Genomic DNA, 25,323 nt, shown 5'->3' on the forward strand with positions numbered 1-25,323 from the left:
GGCCGGGTGCTCGCATCGTGCGAGGATCGCGGGATGAGCGCAGCGCCGGCCGTGGAGATCTCCACTCTGGTCAAGCGCTACGGCACGGTCACCGCCGTCGACGGACTCTCGGTGCGGGTCGCGGCCGGGAGCATCACCGCCGTGCTGGGGCCCAACGGCGCCGGCAAGACCACGACCATCGAGATCTGCGAGGGCTTCCGCCGTCCCGACTCCGGGACCGTGCGCGTGCTGGGCCTGGACCCGTCGCGCGACGGCGTCCGCCTGCGGCCGCGGGTGGGCGTCATGCTGCAGGAGGGCGCCGGCTTCTACCCCGGCGCCCGGCCGGCCGAGCTGCTGACGCACCTGGCCCGGCTGCACGCGCACCCGCTGGACGTCGGTGCCCTGGTCGACCGGCTGGAGCTGGGCCGGGCGACGGCGCCACTGCGGCGGCTGTCCGGCGGTGAGCGGCAGCGGGTCGCGCTGGCGGCGGCGCTGGTGGGACGGCCGGAGCTGGTGTTCCTCGACGAGCCGACCGCCGGGCTGGACCCCGCGGGCCGGCGGTCGACGTGGGCGCTGCTCGACGAGCTGCGGTCCGCCGGGGTCACCGTCGTGCTGACGACGCACCTCATCGACGAGGCCGAGCGGCTGGCCGACCACGTGGTGATCGTCGATGCCGGGCGGGTGCTGGCCGAGGGAACGCCCGCCGAGCTGACCAGCGGCGTGTCCGACGACGTCATCCGGTTCGGCGGACCTCCGCGGCTGGACGTCGCGTCGCTGCGGGCCGCGCTGCCGGACGGCGCGGTGGTGCGCGAGGTGACGCCGGGCGCGTACGAGGTGGCCGCCGTCGTGGACCCGCGGCTGCTGGCGACGCTGACGTCCTGGTGCGCGGCCAACGACATCCTGGCCGAGGGCCTGCAGGTGGGTCACCGGTCGCTGGAGGACGTGTACCTGGAGCTGATCGGCGCGGGGAGGCCGGCCCGGTGAGCGGGTCTTCGGTGTTCGCGCCCGCGCCAGGAGGTGCGCCGGTCGGGCGGATGCTGCTCGCCCAGACGCTGTTCGAGGTCCGGCTGCTGGTGCGCAACGGCGAGCAGCTGCTGCTGACGGCCGCGATCCCCGTGGTGCTGCTGTGGCTGCTGACGGCCGCGCCGGTGTTCGACACGGGCGCGTATTCGCGGGTGGACTTCCTGGTGCCGGGGATCCTGGCGCTCTGCGTGATGTCGACGGCGTTCACGTCGCTGGCGATCGCGACGGCGTACGAGCGCCGCTACGGCGCACTGAAGCGGCTGGCGGCGTCGCCGCTCCCCCGGTGGGCGTTGCTGCTGGCCAAGGCGCTGACGGTGCTGGTGGTCGAGGCCCTGCAGGTGGCGGTGGTGTGCGGGCTCGGGCTGGCGCTGGGCTGGCGGCCTTCGGGGTCCGCAGTGTCGGTGGCGGTGCTGCTGGTCGTGGGGACGCTGGCGTTCGCCGGGCTGGGACTGCTGATGGCCGGGACACTGCGCGCGGAGGCGACGCTGGCGGCGGCGAACCTGGTGTACCTGTTGCTGCTGGTGCTCGGTGGCGTGGTGATTCCGCTGTCCGGGTTCCCGTCGGGCGTGCGGGCGGTCGTGGAGCTGACGCCGACGGGGGCGCTGGCCGATGGCCTGCGGTCGGTTCTCGCCGACGGCGACGGGCTGCCGTGGGGCTCGGTGGCCGTGCTGGCCGTGTGGGCGGTCACCGGCCTGGCCGCTGCGGCGCGCTGGTTCCGCTGGGAGTAGCGGCGGGGCGCCCGCTTCGACGGTGCCGTCAGGAGGGACTTCTTCCCGCCCTGACGAGGAGAAGTCCCACCCGACGAGTGTCGTGGGCGAGCTACTGCTGCTCTGGCGGTAGTAACCCGCCCACGACGACCTGGCGAGGTCGGGGGCGCTTGCTGGGCCGCCCACCACGATTTCCCGAGCCCCAACACGCCTGCAATCGTGTCGAGGCTCGGGTAATCCTCGTGATGTAGCGGATCGTTGATGATCATCGCCGCCCGCAGCCCACCAAGGCGGGACGAAACGGACGCGGAGGGGGCGAGGCGTCCCCAGGCTCTCCCCGTCCCCCTGATAGCTGCCAGGTTCTTGGCCGCGTGCGTGCGGGTCAAGTCGAAGCCCCCAACCACGCGGTCGAGTAAGCACAGGGGCGCCGACTTGAGGCGCAGGTGCGCGGCTAAGACACTGAGCAGCAGGGGGACGGGGAGCCGACCTCAGCCCCCCGGCAGAACCTCAGGACGTGTTCCCGACGTCCTCCGGCGGGGCGTCGCGGACGAGGAAGGGGGCGAGCAGGCCGGGGACGGCGTCGGCGCCGAACTCGAGGACCTCCTGCTCGTCGGCGTCGATGACGGAGTAGCGGCGGGCGCCGGCCGCGGTGGTGGCCGTGAGCGTCATGAGCCCGGCCCGGCGCTGGAAGACCGACTGACTCACCCGCCAGCCGATGATGCCCTGCCGCTGCAGGTACACGGTCGCCTTGCGGACGCTGCCCTTGCGCGCGACCAGGTAGGCGTCGTCGAGGTCGTGGCCGAGCGAGCGGTAGGCGTCGTGGGCCAGCAGCACCAGCGCGACGCACAGGCCGGCCGCCAGCACCGCCAGCACGACCGCCCAGAAGGTGCGCACCGGCGAGCCGAACGACAGCCAGACGATGACGCCCGCCAGCACGAGGTCGGCCGCGAGCGCCCACCGCAGCCGCCGGGTCCGGGCCGCCTGCGGGTGCGGCCGCAGCCGGCCACCGGGACGGACGCCGGCGACCGCCGCCGCGACCGAGGCCGCGACCGTCATGGGCGCCGCCGGCAGCAGCGTCGACGCCTCGGACTTGGCGTCGGTGCGCAGTCCCGTGGTGACGACGTCGACGCGGGCCGCGCCGGCGGAGCGGACGCCGAGCGGCTCGACGATCTCGACACCCCGGACCCGGCGTTCCTCGATGCTCACCGACCTGGTCGTGAGCAGGCCGCGCCGGACCCGCAGCGTCCCTCCGGGCTCACGCTCGAGCCGGTAGTTCCACCATGCCTCGAGCGTGAGCGCGAGCATGGCGACCATGCCGACCAGCACGAACACCCCGGCGAACAGCAGCAGCGTCTGCGTGGCGCCGATGCGTTCGACGACGTCGCGGGTGTAGTCGACCGGCAGGCTCTCGCGGCCGAACCAGTCGAGCACCTGGAACATGCCGCCGACCGCAGCGCCGGCGACCGCGAACGTCCAGAACGAGAGCGGCGCGAACCGCAGCCAGGCCGGGTTCCAGGTCGCCAGCGTCCGCACGCCGGGCTCGGCACCGTCGGCGGTGGCGAGCGGGCGGTCGAGCAGCAGCGCCCGCAGCCGCTCGGCCTCCTCGCGGTGGACGGGGTCGAGCACGAGCGTCTGCTGCGGTTGGCCGGGCCCGGCCTCCATGCCCTCGCCGGTGCCGATGCTGACCTTGACCAGTCCGAACGCCCGCTGCACCGGCTCCGCCGACAGGTCGACCGTGCGGATGCGCTCGCGGGCGAGCGAGCGCTTCGAGGTGAAGATCCAGCCCTTGTGCAGTTCCATGCGTGTGGGGGTGACGCGGTAGCGGGTGTGCCGCCAGCGCACGTGGTCGGCGATGCCCGCGCCGACCACCGCGACCACCACCGCCGGCACCACGAACGCCAGCGCGATGCCGTAGGACACGCCGGCGCCGACACCGATGACGACGGGCGTGCCGCTGGCCAGCGCGAGGCCGAGCACCCAGACGACCGTGACCTTGACGGTGTCGCGGTGCAGTGCCAGCCAGTCGGGCTCGCGGCCCGCCGCCGGGGCGCTCCCGGACGACACCGGGCCGGGCTGCGCCGGGCCGGAGTGCGCCGGGTCGCTCACGTCGCGTCGCCCGGGGTCTCGTGCGTGATGCGGGTGAGCTCCTCGGCGAGGTCGGCCGCCTGCTCGTGGTCGAGACCCTCGATCTTGACCGCCCCCGCCGACGACGCCGTGGTCACTGTGACGGTCGACAGCCCGAACGCCCGCTGCAGCGGCCCGCGGGCGGTGTCGACGGTCTGGATGCGCGACATCGGCGCCACCCGCCAGACCTGCCACAGCACGCCGCCACGGGTGTAGACGGCCTGGTCGGTGACCTCCCAGCGGTGGATCCGGAACCACCACGGCGGCAGCAGGACGAGCGCCACCAGCCCCAGGACCGCGAGCACGGCCGCCGGGATCAGGAACCACGGCCGCGCCGGCGCGATGAGCAGGCCCAGAACCAGCAGCGGCACCACCACGACGGCCGTCAGCACCGCCACCTGCGCCCGCCACCAGCCCATCACCCGCTGGTCCAGCCAGTTCCGGGGCGGTCGCAGCCGAGTGCCGCCGCTCATGTCCGTTGCCTCCCGCAGCTCGTCGCGACAAGCGGGACCGGCGCCCGAGGTCACCGGTGTGCCCACGGCGACCCTCGCGGCGATCATGACCGGCCCGCAGACGCACGGTATCGGAGCCGTCACGCCGAGGCGACCGAAGCGGGACGAACCATGCCGTCGCGCCGGCCGAAGACCGACCGGCCACGGCCGGCGGGTCGCGGTCGTCGCGGCAGCGGCAGGCCCCGCGCGAGGCGACCTCGCGCTCGACGAGGATGGCGCCGACGGCAGTGCCGATGGCGGTGCCGACGGCGGCCCGCTCCCCCACGCCCGGCCGCGCGGCGGAGCGCTCGCCGTCGAGCGGCACGGCGCCCAGCAGGACCAGCGCGACCGCGATGACGGCGGCAGCGGCCACCCGGACGGGGCGGGAGGGTGCGGATCGAGAGGTCATGGACCGGACGCTAAGCCGGAATCACCCCGCTCCGGCCGATTCTGGCTTTGCCCGAACGACCAGGGCGTTTGCCCGAGTCAGGGCTACCCGAGACACCATCCGAAAGCCCCGCAGGGCCAACCACCGGGCTAATCCCGGCCGCCAACGGGCAAAGCGCCGACCCTTGACAGGACCCCCGACTGTGAGGCAGCCGACCCCGCCCCGGAGATCGCGACCGGCCGCCGGGTCCCTACCATGACGTGGTGACCACGACCGTCCCCACGACCCCGGCTCCGGCGCCCGGGCGTCCGCCCGGCCGAGCCGCGCGGCTGGTCCGGTGGCTCCCGCTGCCGTCGGAGGCGACGCTGCGCAAGCTGGCCGTCGCGTCGCTGGTCACGCAGGCCGGCATCATCGTGACCGGCGGAGCGGTGCGACTGACCGACTCGGGGCTCGGCTGCCCGGACTGGCCGCACTGCACCGCGGGCTCGCTGACCGCGACCTCTGAGATGGGCGTGCACGGGGCCATCGAGTTCGGCAACCGCATGCTCACGTTCGTCGTGGGCGCGGTCGCCTTCCTCATGCTGGTCGCGGTCCTGCGCACCCTGACCTCGGACCGGCCGCGCCGCGACCTGGTCGTGCTGTCGGCGGTGCTGCTCGGCGTGGTGCCGGCACAGGCGGTCGTCGGCGGCATCACCGTGTGGACCGACCTGAACCCGTGGGTCGTGATGTTCCACTTCCTGGTGTCGGCCGCGCTGGTCGGCGTCGCGACGGTCCTGGTCAGGAGGACGCAGTGGCCACTGGGCGCGGTGCCGGGGCGGGTCGGCCAGCCGTGGCTCGAGCGGCTGGGCCTGCTCACACTGGTCGTGACGGCCGTCGCGGTCTACCTGGGCGCCGTCGTCACCGGCAGCGGCCCGCACGCCGGCGACCCCGACTCGAAGCGCACCGGCCTGGACGTCGCCGTCGTCACCCAGGTGCACGCCGACTCCGTGCTGCTGCTCATCGGCATCTCGGTCGGCCTCTGGTTCACCGCCCGGGCGCTGGGCTCCCCCGGCCGGGCCGCGACCGCGGCCGCCGTGCTGCTCGCCGTCGAGTTCGGGCAGGGCCTCATCGGCATCGTGCAGTACCGCCTCGAGCTGCCGGAGCTGCTCGTCGGCCTGCACATGCTCGGCGCCGCCCTGATGGTGATGGCCGCGACCGACGCCTGGCTCGCCACCCGCTGGCTCCCGTCGCGCTGACGCACGCCGAGCCGACCACCCAGGACCACGTCCGTTTGGCCCGGTGTGACCCGGGTACCTCCCTGGCAGCAATCCTGCCGCCTTGGGAGGTGTGTCGAACATGAGTATCGGCCTCGGAGTGTTCCTGATGGCACTGGGCCTGATCCTGGCCCTCGGTGTCCGGGACCGGCTGTCCGACTTCGATCTCAGCATGATCGGCTGGGTGCTCACCGGCGTCGGTGCCCTGGCCATCGTCGTCTCCGTCATGATCACGTCGATGCGGACCCGTGGCCGCCGGACGACGGAGTACGTCGATCGTCCCCGCACGACGGAGTACGTCGAGCGCCGCGAGCGCCGCGACGACATCGACCCCATCTGATCCACCGTGCTGACGCTGAGGCCACCTGTCGGCCTCAGCGTCAACACGTCTCAGGAGTCCGCGGCCGAAATCAGCGCCTGCGCGAACCACTCCATGGTCGCGACGCTGCCGGAGCGGACCTGGCCGGCGGGCCAGTCGTTGATGACGCCGACCAGCTCCCAGTACCGCTCGACCCGGCGGTCGGAGAAGAGGGCGATCTGCTCCCCCAGCTCGCGCCGGAAGCCGTCACCGTCGGACACCCCACGAGCGTGCGCGAACCGGGGCGCCAGCTGGTCGGCCACCAGCCGGCCCTCCGGCGACGACGGTGCCACCTCGGCCGTCAGCAACGGCGTCACCAGCTCGGCCACGCTCTCGTACAGCGCCACCTCAGCAGGCGACGGACCGGACGACCCCGACGGCGCAGCACCAGACCCCGCCTCCGCCATCTGCCGCACCCGCGCCCGGTAGGACGGGTCCCGCACCAGCTCGGCCAGCTCGACCCAGGCCTCGACCTGGGCGGGCGTGGGGTCGTCGGGCAGGTCCACCCGCACCGAGCGCATCCGCGACGCGAACACCGGGTCGGTGTCCAGACCCTCGAAGGTGGACGACCAGTAGTCGTCGATGATCTGCTGCCGCTCGGCGGCGGACAGGTGGGCCAGGCGGTTCATGAGATCGAGCTCCTCGTGGTCGTCGATCCCCAGCGCGGCGACCGCGCGCAGCACCGAGCGCCGGGTCCGGAGCAGCCGGATCTGCGCGTCGAGGGCGGCGGCGTGCGCCGTCGCCATGTCGGCCAGCGTCAGCGTCCGGTCGAGGACCCGCCGCACGGTCGCGAGGTCGATGCCGAGCTCGCGCAGGGTACGGACGAGGTCCAGCCGGGCCAGGGCGACGGTGTCGTAGCGGCGGTAGCCGGCCGGGGATCGGTCGGTGGGCGGCACCAGCCCGATGTCGGCGTAGTACCTGATCGTCTTCACCGGGAGTCCGGTGCGCCGGGCCAGGTCGCCGATGCTCAGGAAGGAACCGTCGTCGTTCACACCCACCACCGTCGTGTCTCCAGCGACGGGAGAGTCAACCCAGGATCAGCACATCGGCCATGACGGCCGCGAACACCACGGTCAGGTAGGTGATGGAACCGTGGAAGAGCCGCATGGCCGTCAGTCCGGCACCGTCGGGCATGCGCCGCGCCCGGCCGTACAGGCGGTGCGCCTCGGCCATGAACCAGACGCCGGCCAGCACCGACGCCAGCCCGAAGATCCACCCCAACCCGGCCACCGGCCACAGCACGAACGTCGTCGCGACCATGGCCCACGAGTACAGCAGGATCTGCAGCGCCACCACCCGCGGCGTCGCCACGACCGGCAGCATGGGCACGCCGGCCCGCGCGTAGTCGTCGCGGTAGCGCATGGCCAGCGGCCAGTAGTGCGGAGGCGTCCAGAAGAACACCACCAGGAACAGCAGCACCGGCGGCCAGTCGAGCGACCCGGTGACCGCCGCCCAGCCGATGAGCGTGGGCACGCAGCCGGCCACGCCGCCCCACACGATGTTCTGCGACGTCCGCCGCTTGAGCAGCATGGTGTAGACGAGCACGTAGAACAGGTTGGCCGCGATGGTCAGCGCCGCCGCCAGCGCGTTGACCCACACCAGCATGATCGCGACCGAGGCGGCCAGCAGCGCGGATGCGAACGCGAACGCGGGGTAAGGGGCGACCACGGCACGCGCGAGCGGCCGGCGCCGGGTGCGGTGCATGACGGCGTCGATGTCGCGCTCGAGCACCTGGTTGAACGCGTGCGCGCTGCCGCCGGCCAGCGTGCCGGCGACGAGCGTGGCGACGACCAGGCCGAGCGACGGCAGCCCGCGCTCGGCGAGCACCATGGCCGGGAGTGTCGTGACGAGGAGCAGCTCGACGACGCGCAGCTTCATGAGCGACACGTAGGCGCCGACGACGGAGACCAGCCGTCCCAGCCGCCCGTGCGGCTCCGGCGCGCGCCGGGTCGCCGGAGAGCGAGGCTCGACGGACGTCAACGTTCACCTTCGTGTGGTCGAAGAGACAGGCGGGAGTGGGAACATCCGCCAGCATGGCCTGTTGAGTCTAACGGTGCGCCCAATCCGCCGAGCGGCCGGGCACGCGTCTGAGTGACGTCGATACGCTCGACCCGTGAACTGCCGTCTCAGCGACGGCGCAGGAGTGAGACGTAGGGACCCCATCCGCCTGAGAGGAACGTCACGCCGGTGAACACGACACGCGACAACAGCGCAGATTTCGAGTGGACGGAGCTCGACGACCGGGCGGTCGACACCGTGCGGCTGCTGGCCATGGACGCCGTCGAGCAGGCGGGCAACGGGCACCCCGGAACCGCGATGAGCCTCGCTCCGGTCGCGTACACGCTGTACCAGCGCGTGCTCCGTCACGACCCGTCCGACCAGCACTGGCTGGGGCGTGACCGGTTCGTCCTGTCGGCGGGCCACAGCAGCCTGACGCAGTACATCCAGCTGTACCTGTCCGGCTACAAGGTGAGCCTCGACGACCTCAAGGCGTTCCGCACCTGGGGCTCGTCGACGCCGGGCCACCCCGAGTACCGGCACACCGACGGCGTCGAGGTCACCACCGGCCCGCTCGGGTCCGGGTTCGGGACGGCGGTCGGCATGGCGTTCGCGCAGCGCCGGGTCCGCGGCCTGCTCGACCCCGACGCGCTGCCGGGCGAGAGCGTCTTCGACCACCACGTCTTCGTCATCGCCTCCGACGGCGACCTCCAGGAGGGCGTGTCGCACGAGGCCAGCTCGCTGGCGGGCACGCAGGAGCTGGGCAACCTCGTCGTCATGTGGGACGACAACCACATCTCCATCGAGGACGACACCAACATCGCCTTCACCGAGGACACCGTCGCCCGCTACGAGGCGTACGGCTGGCACACCCAGGTGGTCGACTTCACCGCCGACGGCGAGTACAAGGAGAACCCGCAGGCGATCTTCGAGGCGCTCGAGAACGCCAAGGCCGTCACCGACCGGCCGTCGTTCATCGCCGTCCGCACCATCATCGGCTGGCCGTCGCCGGGCAAGCAGAACACTGGCGCCATCCACGGCTCCGCGCTCGGCGGCGACGAGGTCGCGGCCACCAAGCGGGTCATGGGTGCGGACCCCGAGAAGCACTTCGACGTGGCCGACGACGTCCTGGCGCACGCCCGTCGGGTCGGCGACCGCGGCAAGCAGCTGCGCACCGAGTGGGACCAGCGCTACGCCGCCTGGCGCGAGGCCAACCCCGACCGCGCCGCGCTGCTCGACCGCATCCAGAAGCGCGAGCTCCCCGAGGGCTGGACGGACGCCCTGCCCACCTTCGAAGCCTCCGAGAAGGGTGTGGCCACCCGCGCCGCGTCGGGCAAGGTGCTCAACGCCATCGCGCCGGCGCTGCCGGAGCTGTGGGGCGGCTCGGCCGACCTCGCCGGCTCCAACAACACCACCATCGAGGGCGAGCCGAGCTTCCTGCCCGAGAAGCGCTCGAGCAAGATGTTCCCCGGCGACCCCTACGGCCGCACCATGCACTTCGGCGTCCGCGAGTTCGCGTCCGGCCTGATCATCAACGGCATCGCGCTCAACGGCCTGACCCGCCCGTACGCCGCCACGTTCCTCGTCTTCAGCGACTACCAGCGCGCCGCGGTCCGGCTGGCCGCGATCCAGCAGCTCCCGGTGACGTTCGTGTGGACGCACGACTCCATCGGCCTGGGCGAGGACGGCCCCACCCACCAGCCGGTCGAGCACCTGTCGGCGCTGCGGGCCATCCCGGGCCTCGACGTCGTCCGCCCGGCCGACGCCAACGAGACCGCCGTCGCCTGGCGCACTATCCTGGAGCGCCAGCACCCGGCCGGCCTGGCCCTGACCCGCCAGAACGTCCCCACCTTCGACCGCGAGGTCTACGGCGACGCCGAGGGCACCGCACGCGGCGCCTACGTCTTCGCCGAGGCCGAGGCGGACGGCGGGGCCACGACGCCGCAGGTCATCCTCATGGCCACCGGCTCGGAGCTGCAGCTCGCCGTCGAGGCGCGCGAGCGGCTGCAGGCCGACGGCGTCGCCACCCGGGTCATCTCGGTGCCGTCGCAGGAGTGGTTCGAGGAGCAGGACGCCGAGTACCGCGAGTCGGTGCTCCCGGCCGCCGTCAAGGCCCGCGTCTCCGTCGAGGCCGGTGCCGCCATGAGCTGGTACCGCTACCTCGGCGACGCCGGCCGCGCGATCAGCCTCGAGCACTACGGCGCCTCAGCCGACTACCAGACCCTGTACCGCGAGTTCGGCATCACGGTGGACGCCGTGGTGGCCGCGGCCCACGACTCCATCTCCAACGCGTAGGGGGAACCCACCATGAGCACCACATCCGACCCGCTCGCCCGGCTCTCCGAGGAAGGCGTCGCCGTCTGGCTCGACGACCTCTCCCGCGACCGCCTGACCACGGGCAACCTGCAGACGCTCGTCGACGAGAAGCACGTCGTCGGCGTCACCACCAACCCGTCGATCTTCCAGGCCGCCATCACCAAGAGCAGCCTGTACGACGACGACCTGCGCCGCCACGCGGGCCTCGGCTCCGACGCCGACGCCGCCGTGCGCGACCTCACGACCGACGACGTCCGCGCGGCCGCCGACCTGTTCACGTCGGTGGCCCAGCGCAGCAGCAACGGCGACGGCCGGGTCTCCATCGAGGTCGACCCGCGGCTGGCTCACGACACCGACGGCACCATCGCCCAGGCCCGCGAGCTCTGGTCCGAGGTCGACCGCCCGAACATCTACGTCAAGATCCCCGCGACGAAGGCCGGCCTGCCGGCGATCACCGCGGGCATCGCGGCGGGAATCAGCGTGAACGTCACGCTGATCTTCTCCATCGACCGCTACCGTGAGGTCATGGACGCCTACCAGGCGGGGCTCGAGCAGCGGCTCGCCGCCGGTGAGTCGCTCGAGGGCATCGCCTCCGTCGCGTCCTTCTTCGTCAGCCGGGTCGACTCCGAGATCGACAAGCGGCTCGAGTCCGTCGGCACCGACGAGGCGCTCGCCCTTCGCGGGAAGTCCGCCGTCGCCAACGCCCGGCTCGCCTACGCCGCCTACCTCGAGGTCGTCGGCGCCGAGCGCTGGCAGCGCCTCGAGCAGGCCGGCGCGCAGCGGCAGCGGCCGCTGTGGGCGTCGACGTCGACGAAGAACCCGGACTACCCGGACACCCTCTACGTCGACGACCTCGTCGCTCCCGAGACCGTCAACACGATGCCCGAGGCCACCATCGAGGCGGTCGCCGACCACGGCACCGTCGACGGCGACACCGTCACCCCGAACATCGGGAACGCCCGCGAGACGCTGGCCGCGGTCAGCGCCGCCGGGGTCGACCTCGACGACGTCAGCGCGGTCCTCGAGCGCGAGGGCGTCGAGAAGTTCGAGACGGCCTGGAACGACCTGCTCGACTCCGTGAACGCCAAGCTGGAGGCCGCCAAGTGACCGCTCTCTCCGTCACCACCTACGGCGTCGACGCGGACGCCGTCGTCGACGGCCTGGTCGGCGAGAAGGTCGCGTCGCGCATCGCGGCGAAGGACGCCACGTTGTGGGGTCCCGAGGCGGAGTCCGAGGCGTCCATCCGGCTCGGCTGGACCGACCTGCACGAGACCTCGCGGCCGCTGCTGGCCGAGATCGAGGCGCTGCAGGCCGAGCTGCGGGCCGAGGGCCTCGACCGGATCGTGCTGGCCGGCATGGGCGGCTCGTCGCTGGCGCCCGAGGTCATCACCCGGTCGGCGGGGGTCGAGCTGACGGTCCTCGACACCACCGACCCGGGCTCGGTCGCGCGGGCGCTGGCCGACCGGCTCGACCGCACGGTCATCGTCGTGTCCAGCAAGTCCGGCTCGACGGTCGAGACCGACAGCCAGCGGCGGGTGTTCGCGGCCGCGTTCGAGGCGGCCGGCATCGACGCCGCCAGCCGCATCGTCGTCGTGACGGATCCGGGCTCGGGCCTCGCCGACCTGGCGAACGAGCAGGGCTACCGCAAGGTCTTCCTCGCCGACCCGAACGTCGGCGGCCGCTACTCCGCGCTGACGGCGTTCGGCCTGGTCCCGAGCGGGCTGGCCGGTGCCGATATCGCCGCCCTGCTGGACGAGGCGGCCGCCGTCGCCGAGCACCTGGCCGGCGACGTCACCGACAACCCGGCGCTGCGCCTCGGCGCGGCGCTGGCCGGCGGGCACGCACAGGGCCGCGACAAGGTGGCCATCGCCGACGCCGGCTCGGGCATCGTCGGGCTCGCCGACTGGGCCGAGCAGCTCATCGCCGAGTCGACCGGGAAGCAGGGCACCGGCATCCTGCCCATCGCGTCCGGCGACGTCGACGACCCCGAGGTCGCGCACCCCGCCGACGACGTGCTGCCGGCCATCGTCGGCTCCCCCGCCGAGCCGCCCGCCAAGGGCGTCGTCGTCGACGGTGAGCTGGGCGCGCAGTTCCTGCTCTGGGAGTACGCCACCGCCGTCGCCGGCAAGTTGCTGGGCATCAACCCGTTCGACCAGCCCGACGTCGAGAGCGCGAAGATCGCCGCCCGCGGCCTGCTCGACGCCACCCCCGAGCCGGAGCCGGCGGCGTTCACCGACGGCGGCATCGAGGTGCGCGGCTCGGCCGGGCTCCTCGACGGGGTGACGTCGCTGGACGGCGCCGTCGACGCGCTGCTCGGGCAGCTCGCGCCCAACGGCTACCTCGCCGTCATGGCCTATCTCGACCGCGAGGGCGACGACGCCGGCCTGGCCGACGTCCGGGTGCCGCTCGAGCGGCGCACCGAGCGGCCAGCGACGTTCGGCTGGGGCCCGCGGTTCCTGCACTCCACCGGCCAGTACCACAAGGGCGGGCCGGCCCAGGGCGTGTACCTGCAGGTCACCGGCACGCCCGCCGAGGACCTCGCCATCCCAGACCGGCCGTTCACCTTCGGGCAGCTGATCGCCGCGCAGGCGACCGGCGACGCCCAGGTGCTCGCCGACCACGGCCGCCCCGTGCTGCGGCTGCACCTGACCGACCGCAAGGCAGGCATCGAGACCCTGAGGGGCATCCTGAGGTGAACGTCCAGAACCCGCTGCGCGACAAACGCGACAAGCGGCTGCCGCGGATCGCCGGGCCCTCGGGCCTGGTGATCTTCGGCGTGACCGGCGATCTCGCGCGCAAGAAGCTCATGCCGGCCGTCTACGACCTCGCCAACCGCGGCCTGCTGCCGCCCGGCTTCTCGCTCGTGGGCTTCGCCCGGCGCGACTGGGCCACGCAGGACTTCGGCAAGATCGTGCACGACGCCGTCAAGCAGCACGCGCGCACGCCCTTTCGCGAGGCCACGTGGCGGCAGCTGGCGCAGGGGTTCCGGTTCGTCCCGGGCGACTTCAGCGACGACGACGCGTTCGACCGGCTCGCGGACACCGTCCGCGAGCTGGACGAGCAGCAGGGCACGGGCGGCAACTACGCCTTCTACCTGTCGATCCCGCCGTCGTTCTTCGACATCGTCAGCAAGCAGCTCGACCGCTCCGGCCTCGCCCACCCGGACGAGCCGGACCAGTGGCGGCGGGTGATCATCGAGAAGCCGTTCGGCCACGACCTCGCCAGCGCGCGCGAGCTGAACGCCATCGTCGAGAGCATCTTCCCGCCCGACTCGATCTTCCGCATCGACCACTACCTGGGCAAGGAGACGGTCCAGAACATCCTGGCGCTGCGCTTCGCGAACCAGCTGTTCGAGCCGACCTGGAACGCCCACTACGTCGACCACGTGCAGATCACCATGGCCGAGGACATCGGCATCGAGGGCCGGGCCGGCTACTACGACGGCATCGGCGCGGCCCGCGACGTCATCCAGAACCACCTGCTGCAACTGCTGGCGCTGGTGGCCATGGAGGAGCCGGTCTCGTTCAACGCGTCGGACCTGCGCGCCGAGAAGGAGAAGGTGCTCTCGGCGGTCCGCCTCCCCGAGGACCTCTCGCTGCACACGGCGCGCGGGCAGTACGCGGCGGGCTGGGCCGGCGGGCTCAAGGTCAACGGCTTCCTCGACGAGGACGGCATCCCCGAGGGCTCGACGACGGAGACCTATGCCGCCGTCCGGCTCGACATCGACACCCGCCGCTGGGCGGGCGTGCCGTTCTACCTGCGCACCGGCAAGCGGCTGGGCCGGCGCGTCACCGAGGTCGCCATCGTCTTCAAGCGGGCGCCGCACCTGCCGTTCGAGTCCACCGCCACCGAGGAGCTGGGCCAGAACGCGCTGGTCATCCGGGTGCAGCCGGACGAGGGCACCACCATCCGGTTCGGCTCGAAGGTGCCGGGCACGGCCATGGAGGTCCGCGACGTCACCATGGACTTCGGCTACGGCGGCTCGTTCACCGAGGAGAGCCCCGAGGCCTACGAGCGGCTCATCCTCGACGTCCTGCTCGGCGACCCGCCGCTGTTCCCGCGGCACGAGGAGGTCGAGCTGTCCTGGCAGATCCTCGACCCCATCGAGGACTTCTGGGCCAAGAGCGGCGACCAGCCCGAGCAGTACGCGCCCGGCGGCTGGGGCCCGAAGTCGTCGGACGAGATGCTGGCGCGCGACGGTCGCAGCTGGAGGCGTCCATGATCATCGACATGCCCTCGACCACCGCCGGCGCCGTCGGCAAGCGGCTGGTCGAACTGCGCGAGAAGCACGGCGCCGTGGCGCTCGGCCGCGTCCTCACCCTGGTCCTGGTGACCGAGGAGGCCGACGCCGAGGACGCCATCGAGTCGGCCAACCAGGCCAGCCACGAGCACCCCTGCCGCATCATCGCGGTCATCCGCGGCACGTCGCGCGGCTCGGCCCGGCTGGACGCGCAGATCCGGGTCGGCGGCGACGCAGGCGCCAGCGAGGTGCTGGTGCTGCGGCTGTTCGGCCCGCTGACGGCGCACGCCGAGTCCGTCGTCGTGCCGCTGCTGCTGCCGGACAACCCCGTCGTCGCCTGGTGGCCGGCGGAGTCGCCCACGGTGCCGGCCGACGACCCAGTCGGCAAACTGGCGCAGCGCCGCATCACCGACGCCGCGGCCTGCAAGCGGCCCCTCGCCGCGCTGCAGGAGCGGGCCGAGAGCTACCGCCCCGGCGACACCGACCTCGCGTGGACCCGGCTCACGCTGTGGCGGGCGCTGCTGGCGGCCGCCCTCGACCAGCCTCCGTACGACGAGGTCACCGCGGCCCGGGTGGTGGGTGGGCCGGACAACCCGAGCGCCGACCTGCTGGCCGGCTGGCTGGCGCACACGCTGCGGGTCCCGGTGACGCGGACCAAGGCGACCGGCGTCGACGGCCTGTTCAGCGTCAAGCTGGAGCGGCCGTCCGGGGCCATCGGCATCGAGCGGCCCGACGACGAGGTCGCCACGCTGACGGTGCCCGGCCGGGCCGACCGCCGGGTCGCGCTCCCCCGCCGCTCGGCGGGCGAGTCGCTGGCCGAGGAACTGCGCCGGCTCGACCCCGACGAGGTGTACGGCGAAGTCATCCAGGAAGGATTGGACGAGCTCCACGAGACCGGCAAGATCACCCGGACCAAGGCGAAGGCCAGGCGATGACCACTCCTACGATCGTGATCCACCGCGACACCGACGTGCTGGTGCAGGCCGTGGCGGCCCGCCTCATCACGCGGCTCGTCGACGCGCAGGCCGCCCACGGCGACGCGTCCGTCGTGCTCACCGGCGGGACGGCGGGCATCGCCACCCTGCGCGCGGTGGCGGCGTCGCCGGCCTGCGCGGCCGTCGACTGGTCGTCGCTGTCGGTCTGGTGGGGCGACGAGCGGTTCCTGCCGACGGGTGACGCCGATCGCAACGAGACACAGGCCCGCGAGGCGCTGCTCGACCACGTCCCGGTCGACCCGTCCCGGGTCCACGCGATGCCGCCGCTGGTCGACGGGCTGACACCCGAGGACGCGGCCTCGCAGTACGCCGAGGTCCTGGCGCGCGAGACCGAGAAGCGGCTGCACTCCGGCGCGCCCGCGTTCGACGTCCTGCTGCTGGGCGTCGGCCCCGACGGCCACGTCGCGTCGCTCTTCCCCGAGCACCCGGCCCTGCACGACGACCGCGCCGTCGTCGGGGTCCGCGGCGCCCCCAAGCCGCCGCCGGAGCGGGTCAGCCTGAGCATGCCGGTCATCCGCTCGGCCGACGAGGTCTGGCTGGTCGTGGCGGGTGCCGACAAGGCCCCCGCGGTGCGCATGGCGCTGGGCGGGTCCGGCCCGGTGCAGATCCCGGCCGCCGGCGCTCAGGGTCAGCGCGCGACGCGGTGGCTGCTCGACCGCACGGCCGCGGCGGAGCTTCCGCCCGGTCTGGGCCGTCCTGCATCGCCCTGAGGTGCATTGACCGAGATGTGACGCGGCCGGGAAGGTATGCCTATCCTTCCCGGCATGGCGTCGGTGAAGGCGAAGAAGAAGTGCTGCCGCGATCAGCCGCGGTGCAAGGTGTGCCCGGTCGTGCTCAAGCGGCTGGCAGACGCCGGGCTGCTCGAGCGCGAGGGCCGGCGGAAGTACTCGTTCGACGCCAAGCCGCCGAAGTCCGCCGTCGCGGCCGCCCGCGCCTGACGCCGTTCTGACGCCAGCACCGGTCACGGGGTGATCGACTGCGGGAACCGGAACCAGTCGTCCGGGTCGTAGCGGCGCTTGACCTCGCGCAGCCGCGCCAGGTTGGCGCCGTGGTACGCCGTGTCGCTGTCCGCCAGGCTGAGGTCGGGGAAGTTCGCGTAGGCACCGCCGGTCCCGTGCGCGTGCGGCAGCGCCCAGGTCCCGGCCAGCCAGTCCGCCGCCGCCGTCCCCGCGTCGGGGTCCTCGACGGCGGTCGAGACGTTGACCAGGAACGACTCCTCGCGGTGCGGGAACGCCGTGGCGTCGACGGGTACCCGGTCGTAGCCGCCGCCCCAGGCGAAGAACGTGCACTCGCGGGCGTACCCGGAGATCCGGCTGGCCACCAGCCGCTCGACGAACGCCGGCACCGTCGCCGCCGGCCACGGGTGACGGAAGAACTCCGACCGGCCGGTGACGAGCTCGGTCGGCACGACCCCCTCGGGCAGGGCCGAGCCGAGCAGGTTGAGCCGGCGTACGGCCGGGAGGTACGGGCTCTGCTCGCGGATCCGCCATGCCGGCTCCGCGCCGACGGCGTCGAGGACGGGCGCGAGCCGCGCTGCCGCCGTCACCTCGTCGGCATCGAGCACCATGCCGAACAGGCTCACGTCGGGCGCCTCGCTCGGGTCGGCGGGCACGACGAGGCGCAGCTCCGGGACGACCTCGTCCGGGGCTTGCGGCGCCCATTCCTGCCACGCGGCGATGACGGCGGCCGCATGCTCGTACGCCCAGGTCAGGTGGAACGCGAACGTGGTGGCCGGCATCGGCACGGTCGCGAGGACGAGGCTGGTGACGACGCCGAACTGCCCGCCGCCGGAGCCGCGCAGCGCCCACAGCAGGTCGGCGTCGCTCTCCTCGTCGCACCGGACGACGCGGCCGTCGGCCAGCACCACCTCGGCGGCGACCAGCCGGTCGCCGGCCAGCCCGTACGCCCGGCCGAGGAAGCCCAGTCCGCCGCCGAGCACGTGGCCGGCGACGCCCACCGTCGGGCAGGTGCCCATGGGCACGGTCCGGCCGTGTGGCTCCAGCGCGTCGTAGAGCGGGCCCAGCCGCACGCCCGCGCCGACGGTGACGCGCTCGCCCGCGACCTCGATCCGGTCCATCGGCGTGACGTCGACCAGCAGGTCCGTGGTCGACGACCGGCCCGCGTAGCAGTGCCCCCCGCTGCGCGGCACCGTGCGGAGGCCGTGCTCGCGGCCGAACGCGATCGCCGTCGCGACGTCGGCGGCGTCGGCGGCCCTGACGACGGCCGCCGGCCGCTGGTCCTGCGGCTGCAGCCGGGCCGGTCGCCGGGCGGACTCATAGGCGTCGGTGCCGGGCAGCAGCAGCGTGCCCGTGAGGGCCGCCGCGAGGTCATCCCACATGGACCCCGACTCTGGCCAAGGTGCCGGAAAAGGGCGAGACTTTTAGCCAGGACTAAAAGCTCGGTCGCGGGAGGACTGGGGTGATCGAGTGGCGGCTGCTGCCCGAGGACGTGGCCCGCATGCGGTTCGCGTACTCGCCGCTGCTCGAGCTGGCCTACAGCCTGGTGGCGCTGCGGGCGCCGGACGAGCACACGCTGCATCTGCCCTGGGTGCGGGCGACCCGGACGCTGGTCGCCGACCTCGACCTGAGCGAACTGTTCGCGATCGCCCCGGTGCACGGCTTCATCGCCGACTTCATCTCACCGACGCCCGCCGAGCCGCAGCCCGACATCGCCACCGAGCTCGACGCCGTCCGGCGCACCGAGCCGGAGCGGGTCGTCGCCGACCTCGCCGACGTCCCGCACGTGCCGTCGCGCGTGGCGAACCGGATCCGCGCCGACCCCGCGGCCGCCCTGGTCCGCATCGCCGACGCGCTGGAGGCGTACTGGGACCTGGCGCTGGCGCCACACTGGCCGCGGATCCTGCGCCTGCTCGAGGCCGACGTGCTGTGGCGGTCGCGACGGCTGGCCGCCGGCGGGTTCGCGGCGCTGTTCGAGGACCTGCACCAGACGGTCCGCCTGGACGGCGACCGGCTGTCGGCGGCCGACCCGTTCGACTACGCCGGGCGGCTGGGCGGCACCGGCCTGACCCTGGTGCCGCACGCCATGGGCTGGCCGCGGGTGCACAAGATGACCGGCCGCAACTCCCGGTACAAGCCGATGATCGCCTACCCCGTCCGCGGCGTCGCCACCCTGTGGGAGACCACGCCGCCACCTCCGCCGGACGCGCTGGCCGCCCTGATCGGCCGCACCCGCGCGACGATCCTCACCACCCTCGCCGAGCCCACGACGACGACCGCGCTGGCCCGCCGGCTGGGACTCACCGCCGGCGCCGTCAGCCAGCACCTGACCGTCCTGCGCGCCGCCGGACTCGTGTCCCGCACCCGCACCACCAGGACGGTCCTCTACCGCCGCACCACCCGCGGCGACGTCCTGTCCGACCGCGACCCCTCGAACCCCGGTTGATCATGGAGAAGGGCGGCTCTCCAGCGCCTCGGAAGCCGACCTTCTCCATGATCAACATGGGGGCGCCGTCTTCACTCGCGGGGGGGGGGAGCCATTGCCGGCGAAGTCGCCGGGCCGAGAGCAGCGAGCGGCACCAAGGGCGCCGACGACCGTCGGACTATCTGTCGGAGACGAGCTCCGTCGATGTCGTCGGGGTGAGGCGGGCGGCGACGTCGCGGCCGAACCCGTCCACCCGCCTCCTGGCGGTGACCAACCCCGGTTGATCATGGAGAAGGGCGGCTCTCCAGCGCCTCGGAAGCCGCATTTCTCCATGATCAACATGGGGGCGCCGGGCCCTAGGTCGATGTCGGGGTGAGGCGGGCCGCGACGTCGGGGTGGCCGAAGTAGCCGGCCCAGCCGGCGGCGTCGAGGCCGAACGTGTCGTCCTTCGCCGCGACGTCGGCGCCGTGCTCGATCAGCAGGGTCACCACCTCCAGCTCGCCCGCGCCGGCCGCGTAGTGCAGGGCACCGTCGATCGGCGCGCCGGCGGCGACCAGCGCCCGCACGACGTCCCAGTGGTGCAGCCCGGCAGCCTCGGCCACCAGCGTCGGCCGCACCCCGTCGACGCCCGCGGACCCCGCCCGCAGCGCCGCCGTCACGCCCGCCGCATCACCCCGCAACGCGGCCGCCACCACCGGGTCGCGCCGGTCCGCGTACGCCCGGTAGAGGTCGCGGAGCAGGCAGATCTCCGCACCGTGCGCCATGACCTCGCGGTTGACGTGCAGCACCAGCTTCGCCATGGAGTCGGCGGCATACGGCCCGCCCCGCGGTCCCAGCGGCCGCAGCATCGCCTCGTCGTCCAGGCCCGCCACCCCGGACCGCCACAACCCGTAGGCCTCGTCGAGCAGCGCCAGCGCGCCCACGGCGTCACCGGGAGGCGCCGCCGGCCAGTGCCGGTCGTCGTACATGTCCGCGTCGGCGGGGGCGGGGTCGAAGAACGCCCGCGCCCGCTTGCCGAGCACGTCGCGGCCCACGTGGACCACCCGCCAGGCGATGGTCGTGACCGGCGGAACGGGTGGCTCGGGCTGCAGCTGCTCGAGCTCCAGCGCGCCGCCGGGGCCGGTGGGCCGCAGGCTCCACGCCCCCTCGACCGGCTCCCACCGGTACTCGTCGTCGGTGAGGCCGGCCAGCCGCGGCCGGAAATGGAAACCCCAGTAGAACTCGAGCTGGTCGAGCAGATCAGCACTCCATGTCATACGGACCACCGTAGGACCGCAATAGGACACCGTCTGTCATATTGGTGGCGTGCGCGCCGAACGCCTCGTCCAGATCGTCCTGCTGCTGCAGACGCACGGCCGGCTGACGGCGGGCGAGCTGGCGCGGCGGCTCGAGGTCTCGACCCGCACCGTGCAGCGCGACCTCGACGCGCTCAGCACGGCCGGGTTCCCGGTCTACGCCGGCCGCGGCTACGGCGGCGGCTGGTCGCTGGCCGCCGACTACCGCACCCGGCTGACCGGCCTCTCCCCCGCCGAGACCGCCGCGCTGTTCGTCGCGTCGACGGCGCACGTGCTGGCCGACCTCGGGCTCGACACCGCCGCGGGAACGGCCGAGGCGAAGCTGCTGGCGACGGTGCCGGCGCACGCCCGCCGGCAGGCCGACCTCGCCCGGGAGCGCGTGCTGGTCGACCACGCCGACTGGATGGAGGCGCGCGAGCCGTCGCCGTGGCTGCCGGTGCTGCAGCGGGCGGTGTGGGACGGCACTCGCGTGCGGCTCACCTACGGCGGCGCGCCGGACGCCGTCGTCGTCGAGCCGCTGGGGCTGGTGGCGAAGAAGCGGTCCTGGTACCTCGTCGCCCGCAGGACGACCGGCGAGCTGCGCACCTACCGGGCCGGCCGCATCGTGCACGCCGGCGGCACCGACGAGCGCTTCGACCGGCCGGACGACTTCGACCTCACCGCGTACTGGCACGCCAACAGCGAGCGGTACTTCGCCGAGTTACGCCGCTACCCGGTCCGGCTGCGCGTCCGCGGCTACGCGGCGACCCGGCTGCGCTGGGCCCGCAACGCCGTCGTCGAGAGCGCCACCGCGGGCGAGGACGGCTGGGAGGAGGTCGCGATGACGTTCGAGTCGGCCTACGAGACGCGGATCCACCTGCTCGGGCTGGCCGGCGACGTCGTGGTGCTCGAGCCGGACGAGCTGCGCGCCGACATGCGCCGCGCGGCGCGGTCGTTCCTGGACCAGAACTAGAGCGAGCGGCGCTTGCGCAGCGCCTGCAGCGCCTCTTCGAGGATGGCGGCGCCGTCCTCGTCGCTGCGCCGCTCCTTCACGTAGGCCAGGTGCGTCTTGTACGGCTCGGTGCGCGGGGCGGCCGGCGGGTGGTCGCGGTCCTGGCTGGCCGGCAGGCCGCAGCGGATGCAGTCCCACGACTCGGGGATGACGGCCTCGGCGGCGAAGCTGGGCGAGCTCTCGTGGCCCTGCTCGCAGTAGTACGTCACCTTGCGGCGTGGTGCGGAATCGCCCCGTTCAGCCTCACCCATGGGTCCGGCGCCCACACGGCTCCCACGGATCGCGTTGCCTCCGACCACGGTGCGTCCTCTCTGACGTGCTAGCTGGCGTTCAGCAGGCCGAGCGCGACGATGGCGGCGGCCCAGACGAGACCCAGGGCGACCGTGAGCCGGTCGAGGTTGCGCTCGGCGACCGAGGAACCACCCAGCGAGGACGAGACACCGCCGCCGAACATGTCGGACAGGCCGCCACCCTTGCCCTTGTGCATGAGCACCAGCAGGATCAGCAACGCGCTGGTGATGACCAGCAGGATCGAGAATGCCAGTTCCACGGTGGTGTGCCTTTGTCCTTCCGGATCGGCGGGCCGGCAGAGCGCCGGCCGCACGGTCCAAGACTACGCGTTCGAGCCCGTCGTGCCGAATGGTACCTGGTGCTCGTGAATGATCATGTCCCCGCCCCCGGGCCCTCAAACCGGCCGGGTGACGGGGACACGAACGAGGTGGATCTCAGGGGTTGCGGTGGTACCGGGCGATGAGCGCGAACTCGTCGGCGTCGATGCTCGCACCGCCCACCAGGGCGCCGTCGACGTCGGTCTGCTCCATGATCGGCTTGACGTTCGCCGCCTTCACGGAACCGCCGTAGAGCACCCGCACCGCCGCCGCGACCTCGGCCCCGTAGAGCTTCGCCAGCCGTTCGCGGATGGCCGCGGCCAGCTCCTGCGCGTCGTCGGGCGTGGCGACCTCGCCGGTGCCGATGGCCCAGACCGGCTCGTAGGCGACGACGATGCTCGCCGCCTGCTCCGCACCCAGCCCGTCGAGGCCGCCGTCTAGCTGTGCCAGCGTGTGCTCGACGTGCCGGCCCTCCTGCCGGACCTCGAGCGGCTCGCCGACGCACAGGATGGGGGTGAGCCCGTGCTGGTACGCCGCCTTGACCTTCGCGGCGACGACCTCGTCGGTCTCGGCGTGGTACTGCCGGCGCTCGGAGTGGCCGACGACGACGTACGTGCAGCCCAGCTTCGCCAGCATGGCCCCGGAGATGTCGCCGGTGTAGGCGCCGGAGGCGTGCGGTGAGAGGTCCTGGCCGCCGTAGGCGATGGCGTAGCGGTCGGCGTCGATGAGCGTCTGCACCGAGCGGATGTCGGTGAACGGCGGCAGCACCGCCACCTCGACCTTTTCGAGGTCGTCGTCGTTGAGCGAGAAGGCGAGCTTCTGCACCAGCGCGATGGCCTCGAGGTGGGTGAGGTTCATCTTCCAGTTGCCGGCCATGAACGGCCGGCGGGCGGTGGTCGCCATCAGGACTCCAAGACGGTCAGGCCGGGCAGTTCCTTGCCCTCGAGCAGCTCGAGGGAGGCGCCGCCACCGGTCGAGATGTGCGTGAACGCGCCCTCGTCGAGGCCGAGCTGACGCACCGCGGCCGCGGAGTCGCCGCCGCCGACGACGCTGGTGCCCTGGACCTCGGAGACGGCGAGCGCCACCTGCCGGGTGCCCTCGGCGAACGGCGCCAGCTCGAACACACCCATGGGGCCGTTCCAGACGACGGTCTTCGCGTCGGACAGCTTGCCGCGGAACAGCTCGATGGTGGCCGGGCCGATGTCGAGGCCCTTCTGGTCGGCCGGGATGGCCGACGCCTGGACCACCGCGGTCTCCGCGTCTGCCGCGATGTCGGCCGCGACGACGACGTCGACCGGCAGCACCAGCTCGACGCCGCGCTCGGCCGCGCGGTCGAGGTAACCCCGCACGGTCTCGACCTGGTCCTCCTCGAGCAGCGAGCCGCCGACCTCGTAGCCCTGAGCCTTCAGGAACGTGAACGCCATGCCGCCGCCGATGAGCAGGCGGTCGACCTTCTCGAGCAGGTTGTCGATGACGCCCAGCTTGTCGGAGACCTTCGAGCCGCCGAGCACCACGACGTACGGGCGCTCGGGGTCGTCGAGGACCTTCGAGAACGCCTGCACCTCGGCCTGCACCAGCAGGCCCGCGGCGTGCGGCAGCCGCTGCGCGAGGTCGAAGACGCTGGCCTGCTTGCGGTGCACGACGCCGAAGCCGTCGGACACGAACAGGTCGCCCAGCTCGGCCAGTTCGTCGGCGAACGCACCGCGCTCGGCGTCGTCCTTGCTGGCCTCGCGCGGGTCGAAGCGCACGTTCTCGAGCACCGCGACGTCGCCGTCGGCCAGCGCGGCCACCGTCTTCCGCGCGCTCTCGCCGACGACGTCGGACGCGAGCGCGACCTCGGCCCCGAGCAGCTCGCCCAGCCGCTTGGCGACCGGCGCGAGCGAGTACTGCGGGTCCGGCGCGCCCTTGGGCCGGCCCAGGTGCGCCATGACGACGACCCGGGCGCCGGCCGCGGTGAGCCGCTGGATGGTCGGCACGGACGCTCGCACGCGGCCGTCGTCGGTGATGGTGTCGCCGTCGAGCGGCACGTTGAGGTCCGAGCGCAGGAGGACCCGCTGACCGCGCAGGTCCCCCAGCTCGTCGATTCCCCTCATCGCGCTCAGAGCGACGTGCCGACGTAGCGAACCAGGTCGACCAGCCGGTTGGAGTAGCCCCACTCGTTGTCGTACCAGCCCACGACCTTGACCTGGTCGCCGTTGACGCGGGTCAGGCCGGCGTCGTAGATGCACGACGCGGGGTCGGTGACGATGTCGGCGGAGACGATCTCGTCCTCGGTGTAGCGCAGGTAGCCGGCCAGTGCGCCCTCGGCGGCGGCCTTGTACGCGGCGTTGACCTCGTCGATGGTGACCTCGCGCGACAGCGTGACGGTGAGGTCGGTGGCCGAGCCGGTGGGCACCGGGACGCGCATGGCGAACCCGTCGAGCTTGCCCTTGAGCTCCGGCAGCACCAGGCCGATGGCCTTGGCCGCACCGGTGCTGGTGGGGACGATGCTCAGGCCGGCGGCGCGGGCACGGCGGAGGTCGCTGTGCGGGCCGTCCTGCAGGTTCTGGTCCGCGGTGTAGGCGTGCACCGTGGTCATGAGGCCGCGCTCGATGGTGAAGGCGTCGTGCAGCACCTTGGCCAGCGGGGCCAGGCAGTTCGTGGTGCAGGACGCGTTGGAGATGATGGTGTGCGCGGCGGCGTCGTACTCGCCCTCGTTGACGCCCATGACGACGGTGACGTCCTCGTTCTTCGCCGGGGCGGAGATGACGACCTTCTGCGCACCCCCCTCGACGTGCGCCTTCGCCTTGGTGGCGTCGGTGAAGAAGCCGGTGGACTCGAGGACGACGTCGGCGCCGAGCTCCTTCCAGGGGAGCTGCGCGGGGTCGCGCTCGGACAGCACCTTGAAGGACTGGCCCCCGGCGCTGATGGTGTCGCCCTCGTAGCTGACGTCGGCCAGCGTGCCGAGGATGGAGTCGTACCTGAGCAGGTGCGCCAGCGTCTTGGTGTCGGTGAGGTCGTTGGCGCCGACGATCTCGATGTCGTTGCCGCCCTGCGCGAACACGGCGCGGGCGAAGTTGCGACCGATACGGCCGAAGCCGTTGATGCCTACACGTACGGTCATCAGGAGGTACTCCTCACGGTTCAGGGCGTAGAAGATCGGTCGTCCACCCCGTCGTGGTGACCCAGACGAAACA

Annotated in this window: 24 protein-coding genes; 13 read left to right on the forward strand and 11 right to left on the reverse strand. The window is 73.0% G+C overall.

The annotated features are described in order from the left end of the window. Nucleotides 1-33 precede the first annotated feature (33 nt). Together HD601_RS20745 and HD601_RS20750 are read left to right on the forward strand one after the other, a co-directional pair. Nucleotides 34-963 (forward strand): ABC transporter ATP-binding protein, encoded by a 930-nt coding sequence (locus HD601_RS20745; protein WP_184825057.1) that lies wholly within the window; start codon nucleotides 34-36, stop codon nucleotides 961-963. After that, nucleotides 960-1,730, forward strand: coding sequence for an ABC transporter permease (locus tag HD601_RS20750; protein WP_425503422.1), 771 nt, complete (start codon nucleotides 960-962; stop codon nucleotides 1,728-1,730). Before HD601_RS20745 ends, HD601_RS20750 begins: the two co-directional genes overlap by 4 nt. A gap of 486 nt (nucleotides 1,731-2,216) precedes the next feature. On the opposite strand, the gene HD601_RS20755 is transcribed toward HD601_RS20750, so the two are convergent. Continuing rightward, a complete protein-coding gene (locus HD601_RS20755) occupies nucleotides 2,217-3,815 on the reverse strand; it encodes a PH domain-containing protein (protein ID WP_221441165.1) in 1,599 nt (532 codons plus the stop codon). Continuing rightward, nucleotides 3,812-4,306: a PH domain-containing protein gene (locus HD601_RS20760; RefSeq protein WP_184825059.1), complete on the reverse strand. Its 495-nt coding sequence runs from the start codon at nucleotides 4,304-4,306 to the stop codon at nucleotides 3,812-3,814. The genes HD601_RS20755 and HD601_RS20760 overlap by 4 nt, the downstream gene beginning before the upstream one ends. A gap of 669 nt (nucleotides 4,307-4,975) precedes the next feature. Here HD601_RS20760 and HD601_RS20765 point away from each other — a divergent pair. Then, nucleotides 4,976-5,947: a COX15/CtaA family protein gene (locus tag HD601_RS20765; protein WP_221441166.1), complete on the forward strand. Its 972-nt coding sequence runs from the start codon at nucleotides 4,976-4,978 to the stop codon at nucleotides 5,945-5,947. 100 nt (nucleotides 5,948-6,047) lie between these two features. Beyond that, complete coding sequence (locus HD601_RS20770) at nucleotides 6,048-6,305, forward strand: DUF6458 family protein (RefSeq protein WP_184825063.1); 258 nt, start codon at nucleotides 6,048-6,050, stop codon at nucleotides 6,303-6,305. A gap of 50 nt (nucleotides 6,306-6,355) precedes the next feature. On the opposite strand, the gene HD601_RS20775 is transcribed toward HD601_RS20770, so the two are convergent. Both HD601_RS20775 and HD601_RS20780 read right to left on the reverse strand, forming a co-directional pair. After that, nucleotides 6,356-7,315, reverse strand: a complete 960-nt coding sequence (locus HD601_RS20775; RefSeq protein ID WP_184825065.1) for a MerR family transcriptional regulator — start codon at nucleotides 7,313-7,315, stop codon at nucleotides 6,356-6,358. A gap of 34 nt (nucleotides 7,316-7,349) precedes the next feature. Then, nucleotides 7,350-8,303: a heme o synthase gene (locus HD601_RS20780; RefSeq protein ID WP_221441167.1), complete on the reverse strand. Its 954-nt coding sequence runs from the start codon at nucleotides 8,301-8,303 to the stop codon at nucleotides 7,350-7,352. A 207-nt stretch (nucleotides 8,304-8,510) separates the two neighbouring features. On the opposite strand from HD601_RS20780, the gene tkt reads away from it, so the two are divergent. The 7 genes from tkt to HD601_RS20815 are packed head-to-tail and all read left to right on the forward strand — an operon-like array spanning nucleotide 8,511 to nucleotide 16,810. Continuing rightward, entirely contained in the window at nucleotides 8,511-10,616 is a 2,106-nt protein-coding gene (gene tkt, locus HD601_RS20785) for a transketolase (RefSeq protein WP_184825067.1), read from the forward strand. A 12-nt stretch (nucleotides 10,617-10,628) separates the two neighbouring features. Then, nucleotides 10,629-11,744 carry a transaldolase gene (tal, locus tag HD601_RS20790; protein ID WP_184825069.1) on the forward strand — a complete coding sequence of 372 codons (1,116 nt, stop codon included), beginning with the start codon at nucleotides 10,629-10,631 and terminating at the stop codon, nucleotides 11,742-11,744. Beyond that, nucleotides 11,741-13,333 carry a glucose-6-phosphate isomerase gene (locus HD601_RS20795; RefSeq protein WP_184825070.1) on the forward strand — a complete coding sequence of 531 codons (1,593 nt, stop codon included), beginning with the start codon at nucleotides 11,741-11,743 and terminating at the stop codon, nucleotides 13,331-13,333. The genes tal and HD601_RS20795 overlap by 4 nt, the downstream gene beginning before the upstream one ends. Then, the gene (gene zwf, locus HD601_RS20800) at nucleotides 13,330-14,859 is read left to right on the forward strand and encodes a glucose-6-phosphate dehydrogenase (RefSeq protein WP_184825073.1); all 1,530 of its coding nucleotides are present in this window, start codon (nucleotides 13,330-13,332) and stop codon (nucleotides 14,857-14,859) included. Before HD601_RS20795 ends, zwf begins: the two co-directional genes overlap by 4 nt. Nucleotides 14,860-14,867: 8 nt before the next feature. Continuing rightward, entirely contained in the window at nucleotides 14,868-15,812 is a 945-nt protein-coding gene (opcA, locus tag HD601_RS20805; protein WP_246400388.1) for a glucose-6-phosphate dehydrogenase assembly protein OpcA, read from the forward strand. Then, nucleotides 15,809-16,582, forward strand: a complete 774-nt coding sequence (pgl, locus tag HD601_RS20810; RefSeq protein ID WP_184825077.1) for a 6-phosphogluconolactonase — start codon at nucleotides 15,809-15,811, stop codon at nucleotides 16,580-16,582. Before opcA ends, pgl begins: the two co-directional genes overlap by 4 nt. A 54-nt stretch (nucleotides 16,583-16,636) precedes the next feature. Then, nucleotides 16,637-16,810 (forward strand): hypothetical protein, encoded by a 174-nt coding sequence (locus tag HD601_RS20815; protein WP_184825079.1) that lies wholly within the window; start codon nucleotides 16,637-16,639, stop codon nucleotides 16,808-16,810. Between the two features lie 23 nt (nucleotides 16,811-16,833). Here the strand turns inward: HD601_RS20815 and HD601_RS20820 are convergent, their stop codons facing one another. Further along, nucleotides 16,834-18,210: an FAD-binding oxidoreductase gene (locus HD601_RS20820; RefSeq protein ID WP_184825081.1), complete on the reverse strand. Its 1,377-nt coding sequence runs from the start codon at nucleotides 18,208-18,210 to the stop codon at nucleotides 16,834-16,836. 80 nt (nucleotides 18,211-18,290) lie between these two features. On the opposite strand from HD601_RS20820, the gene HD601_RS20825 reads away from it, so the two are divergent. After that, a complete protein-coding gene (locus HD601_RS20825; RefSeq protein ID WP_221441168.1) occupies nucleotides 18,291-19,274 on the forward strand; it encodes a DUF5937 family protein in 984 nt (327 codons plus the stop codon). Between the two features lie 335 nt (nucleotides 19,275-19,609). On the opposite strand, the gene HD601_RS20830 is transcribed toward HD601_RS20825, so the two are convergent. Further along, nucleotides 19,610-20,509, reverse strand: a complete 900-nt coding sequence (locus tag HD601_RS20830; RefSeq protein WP_184825083.1) for a DinB family protein — start codon at nucleotides 20,507-20,509, stop codon at nucleotides 19,610-19,612. A gap of 49 nt (nucleotides 20,510-20,558) precedes the next feature. On the opposite strand from HD601_RS20830, the gene HD601_RS35900 reads away from it, so the two are divergent. Beyond that, nucleotides 20,559-21,500 (forward strand): HTH domain-containing protein, encoded by a 942-nt coding sequence (locus HD601_RS35900; RefSeq protein WP_184825085.1) that lies wholly within the window; start codon nucleotides 20,559-20,561, stop codon nucleotides 21,498-21,500. Here the strand turns inward: HD601_RS35900 and HD601_RS20840 are convergent. From HD601_RS20840 to gap, 5 genes are all read right to left on the reverse strand, one after another. Then, a complete protein-coding gene (locus tag HD601_RS20840) occupies nucleotides 21,497-21,838 on the reverse strand; it encodes an RNA polymerase-binding protein RbpA (RefSeq protein ID WP_184825088.1) in 342 nt (113 codons plus the stop codon). The two genes, HD601_RS35900 and HD601_RS20840, sit on opposite strands and share 4 nt — an antisense overlap. Nucleotides 21,839-21,858: 20 nt before the next feature. Beyond that, on the reverse strand, nucleotides 21,859-22,089 hold the full coding sequence (gene secG / locus HD601_RS20845; protein ID WP_184830095.1) for a preprotein translocase subunit SecG: 231 nt from the start codon (nucleotides 22,087-22,089) through the stop codon (nucleotides 21,859-21,861). Nucleotides 22,090-22,264: 175 nt separating this feature from the next. Beyond that, entirely contained in the window at nucleotides 22,265-23,050 is a 786-nt protein-coding gene (gene tpiA / locus HD601_RS20850; protein WP_184825090.1) for a triose-phosphate isomerase, read from the reverse strand. Next, nucleotides 23,050-24,240, reverse strand: a complete 1,191-nt coding sequence (locus HD601_RS20855; RefSeq protein WP_184825091.1) for a phosphoglycerate kinase — start codon at nucleotides 24,238-24,240, stop codon at nucleotides 23,050-23,052. Before HD601_RS20855 ends, tpiA begins: the two co-directional genes overlap by 1 nt. Before the next feature lie 5 nt (nucleotides 24,241-24,245). Then, nucleotides 24,246-25,250, reverse strand: a complete 1,005-nt coding sequence (gene gap / locus HD601_RS20860; RefSeq protein ID WP_184825093.1) for a type I glyceraldehyde-3-phosphate dehydrogenase — start codon at nucleotides 25,248-25,250, stop codon at nucleotides 24,246-24,248. Between the last annotated feature and the right edge of the window lie 73 nt (nucleotides 25,251-25,323).

This window comes from Jiangella mangrovi (genome assembly GCF_014204975.1).
Taxonomy (GTDB): Bacteria; Actinomycetota; Actinomycetes; order Jiangellales; family Jiangellaceae; genus Jiangella; species Jiangella mangrovi.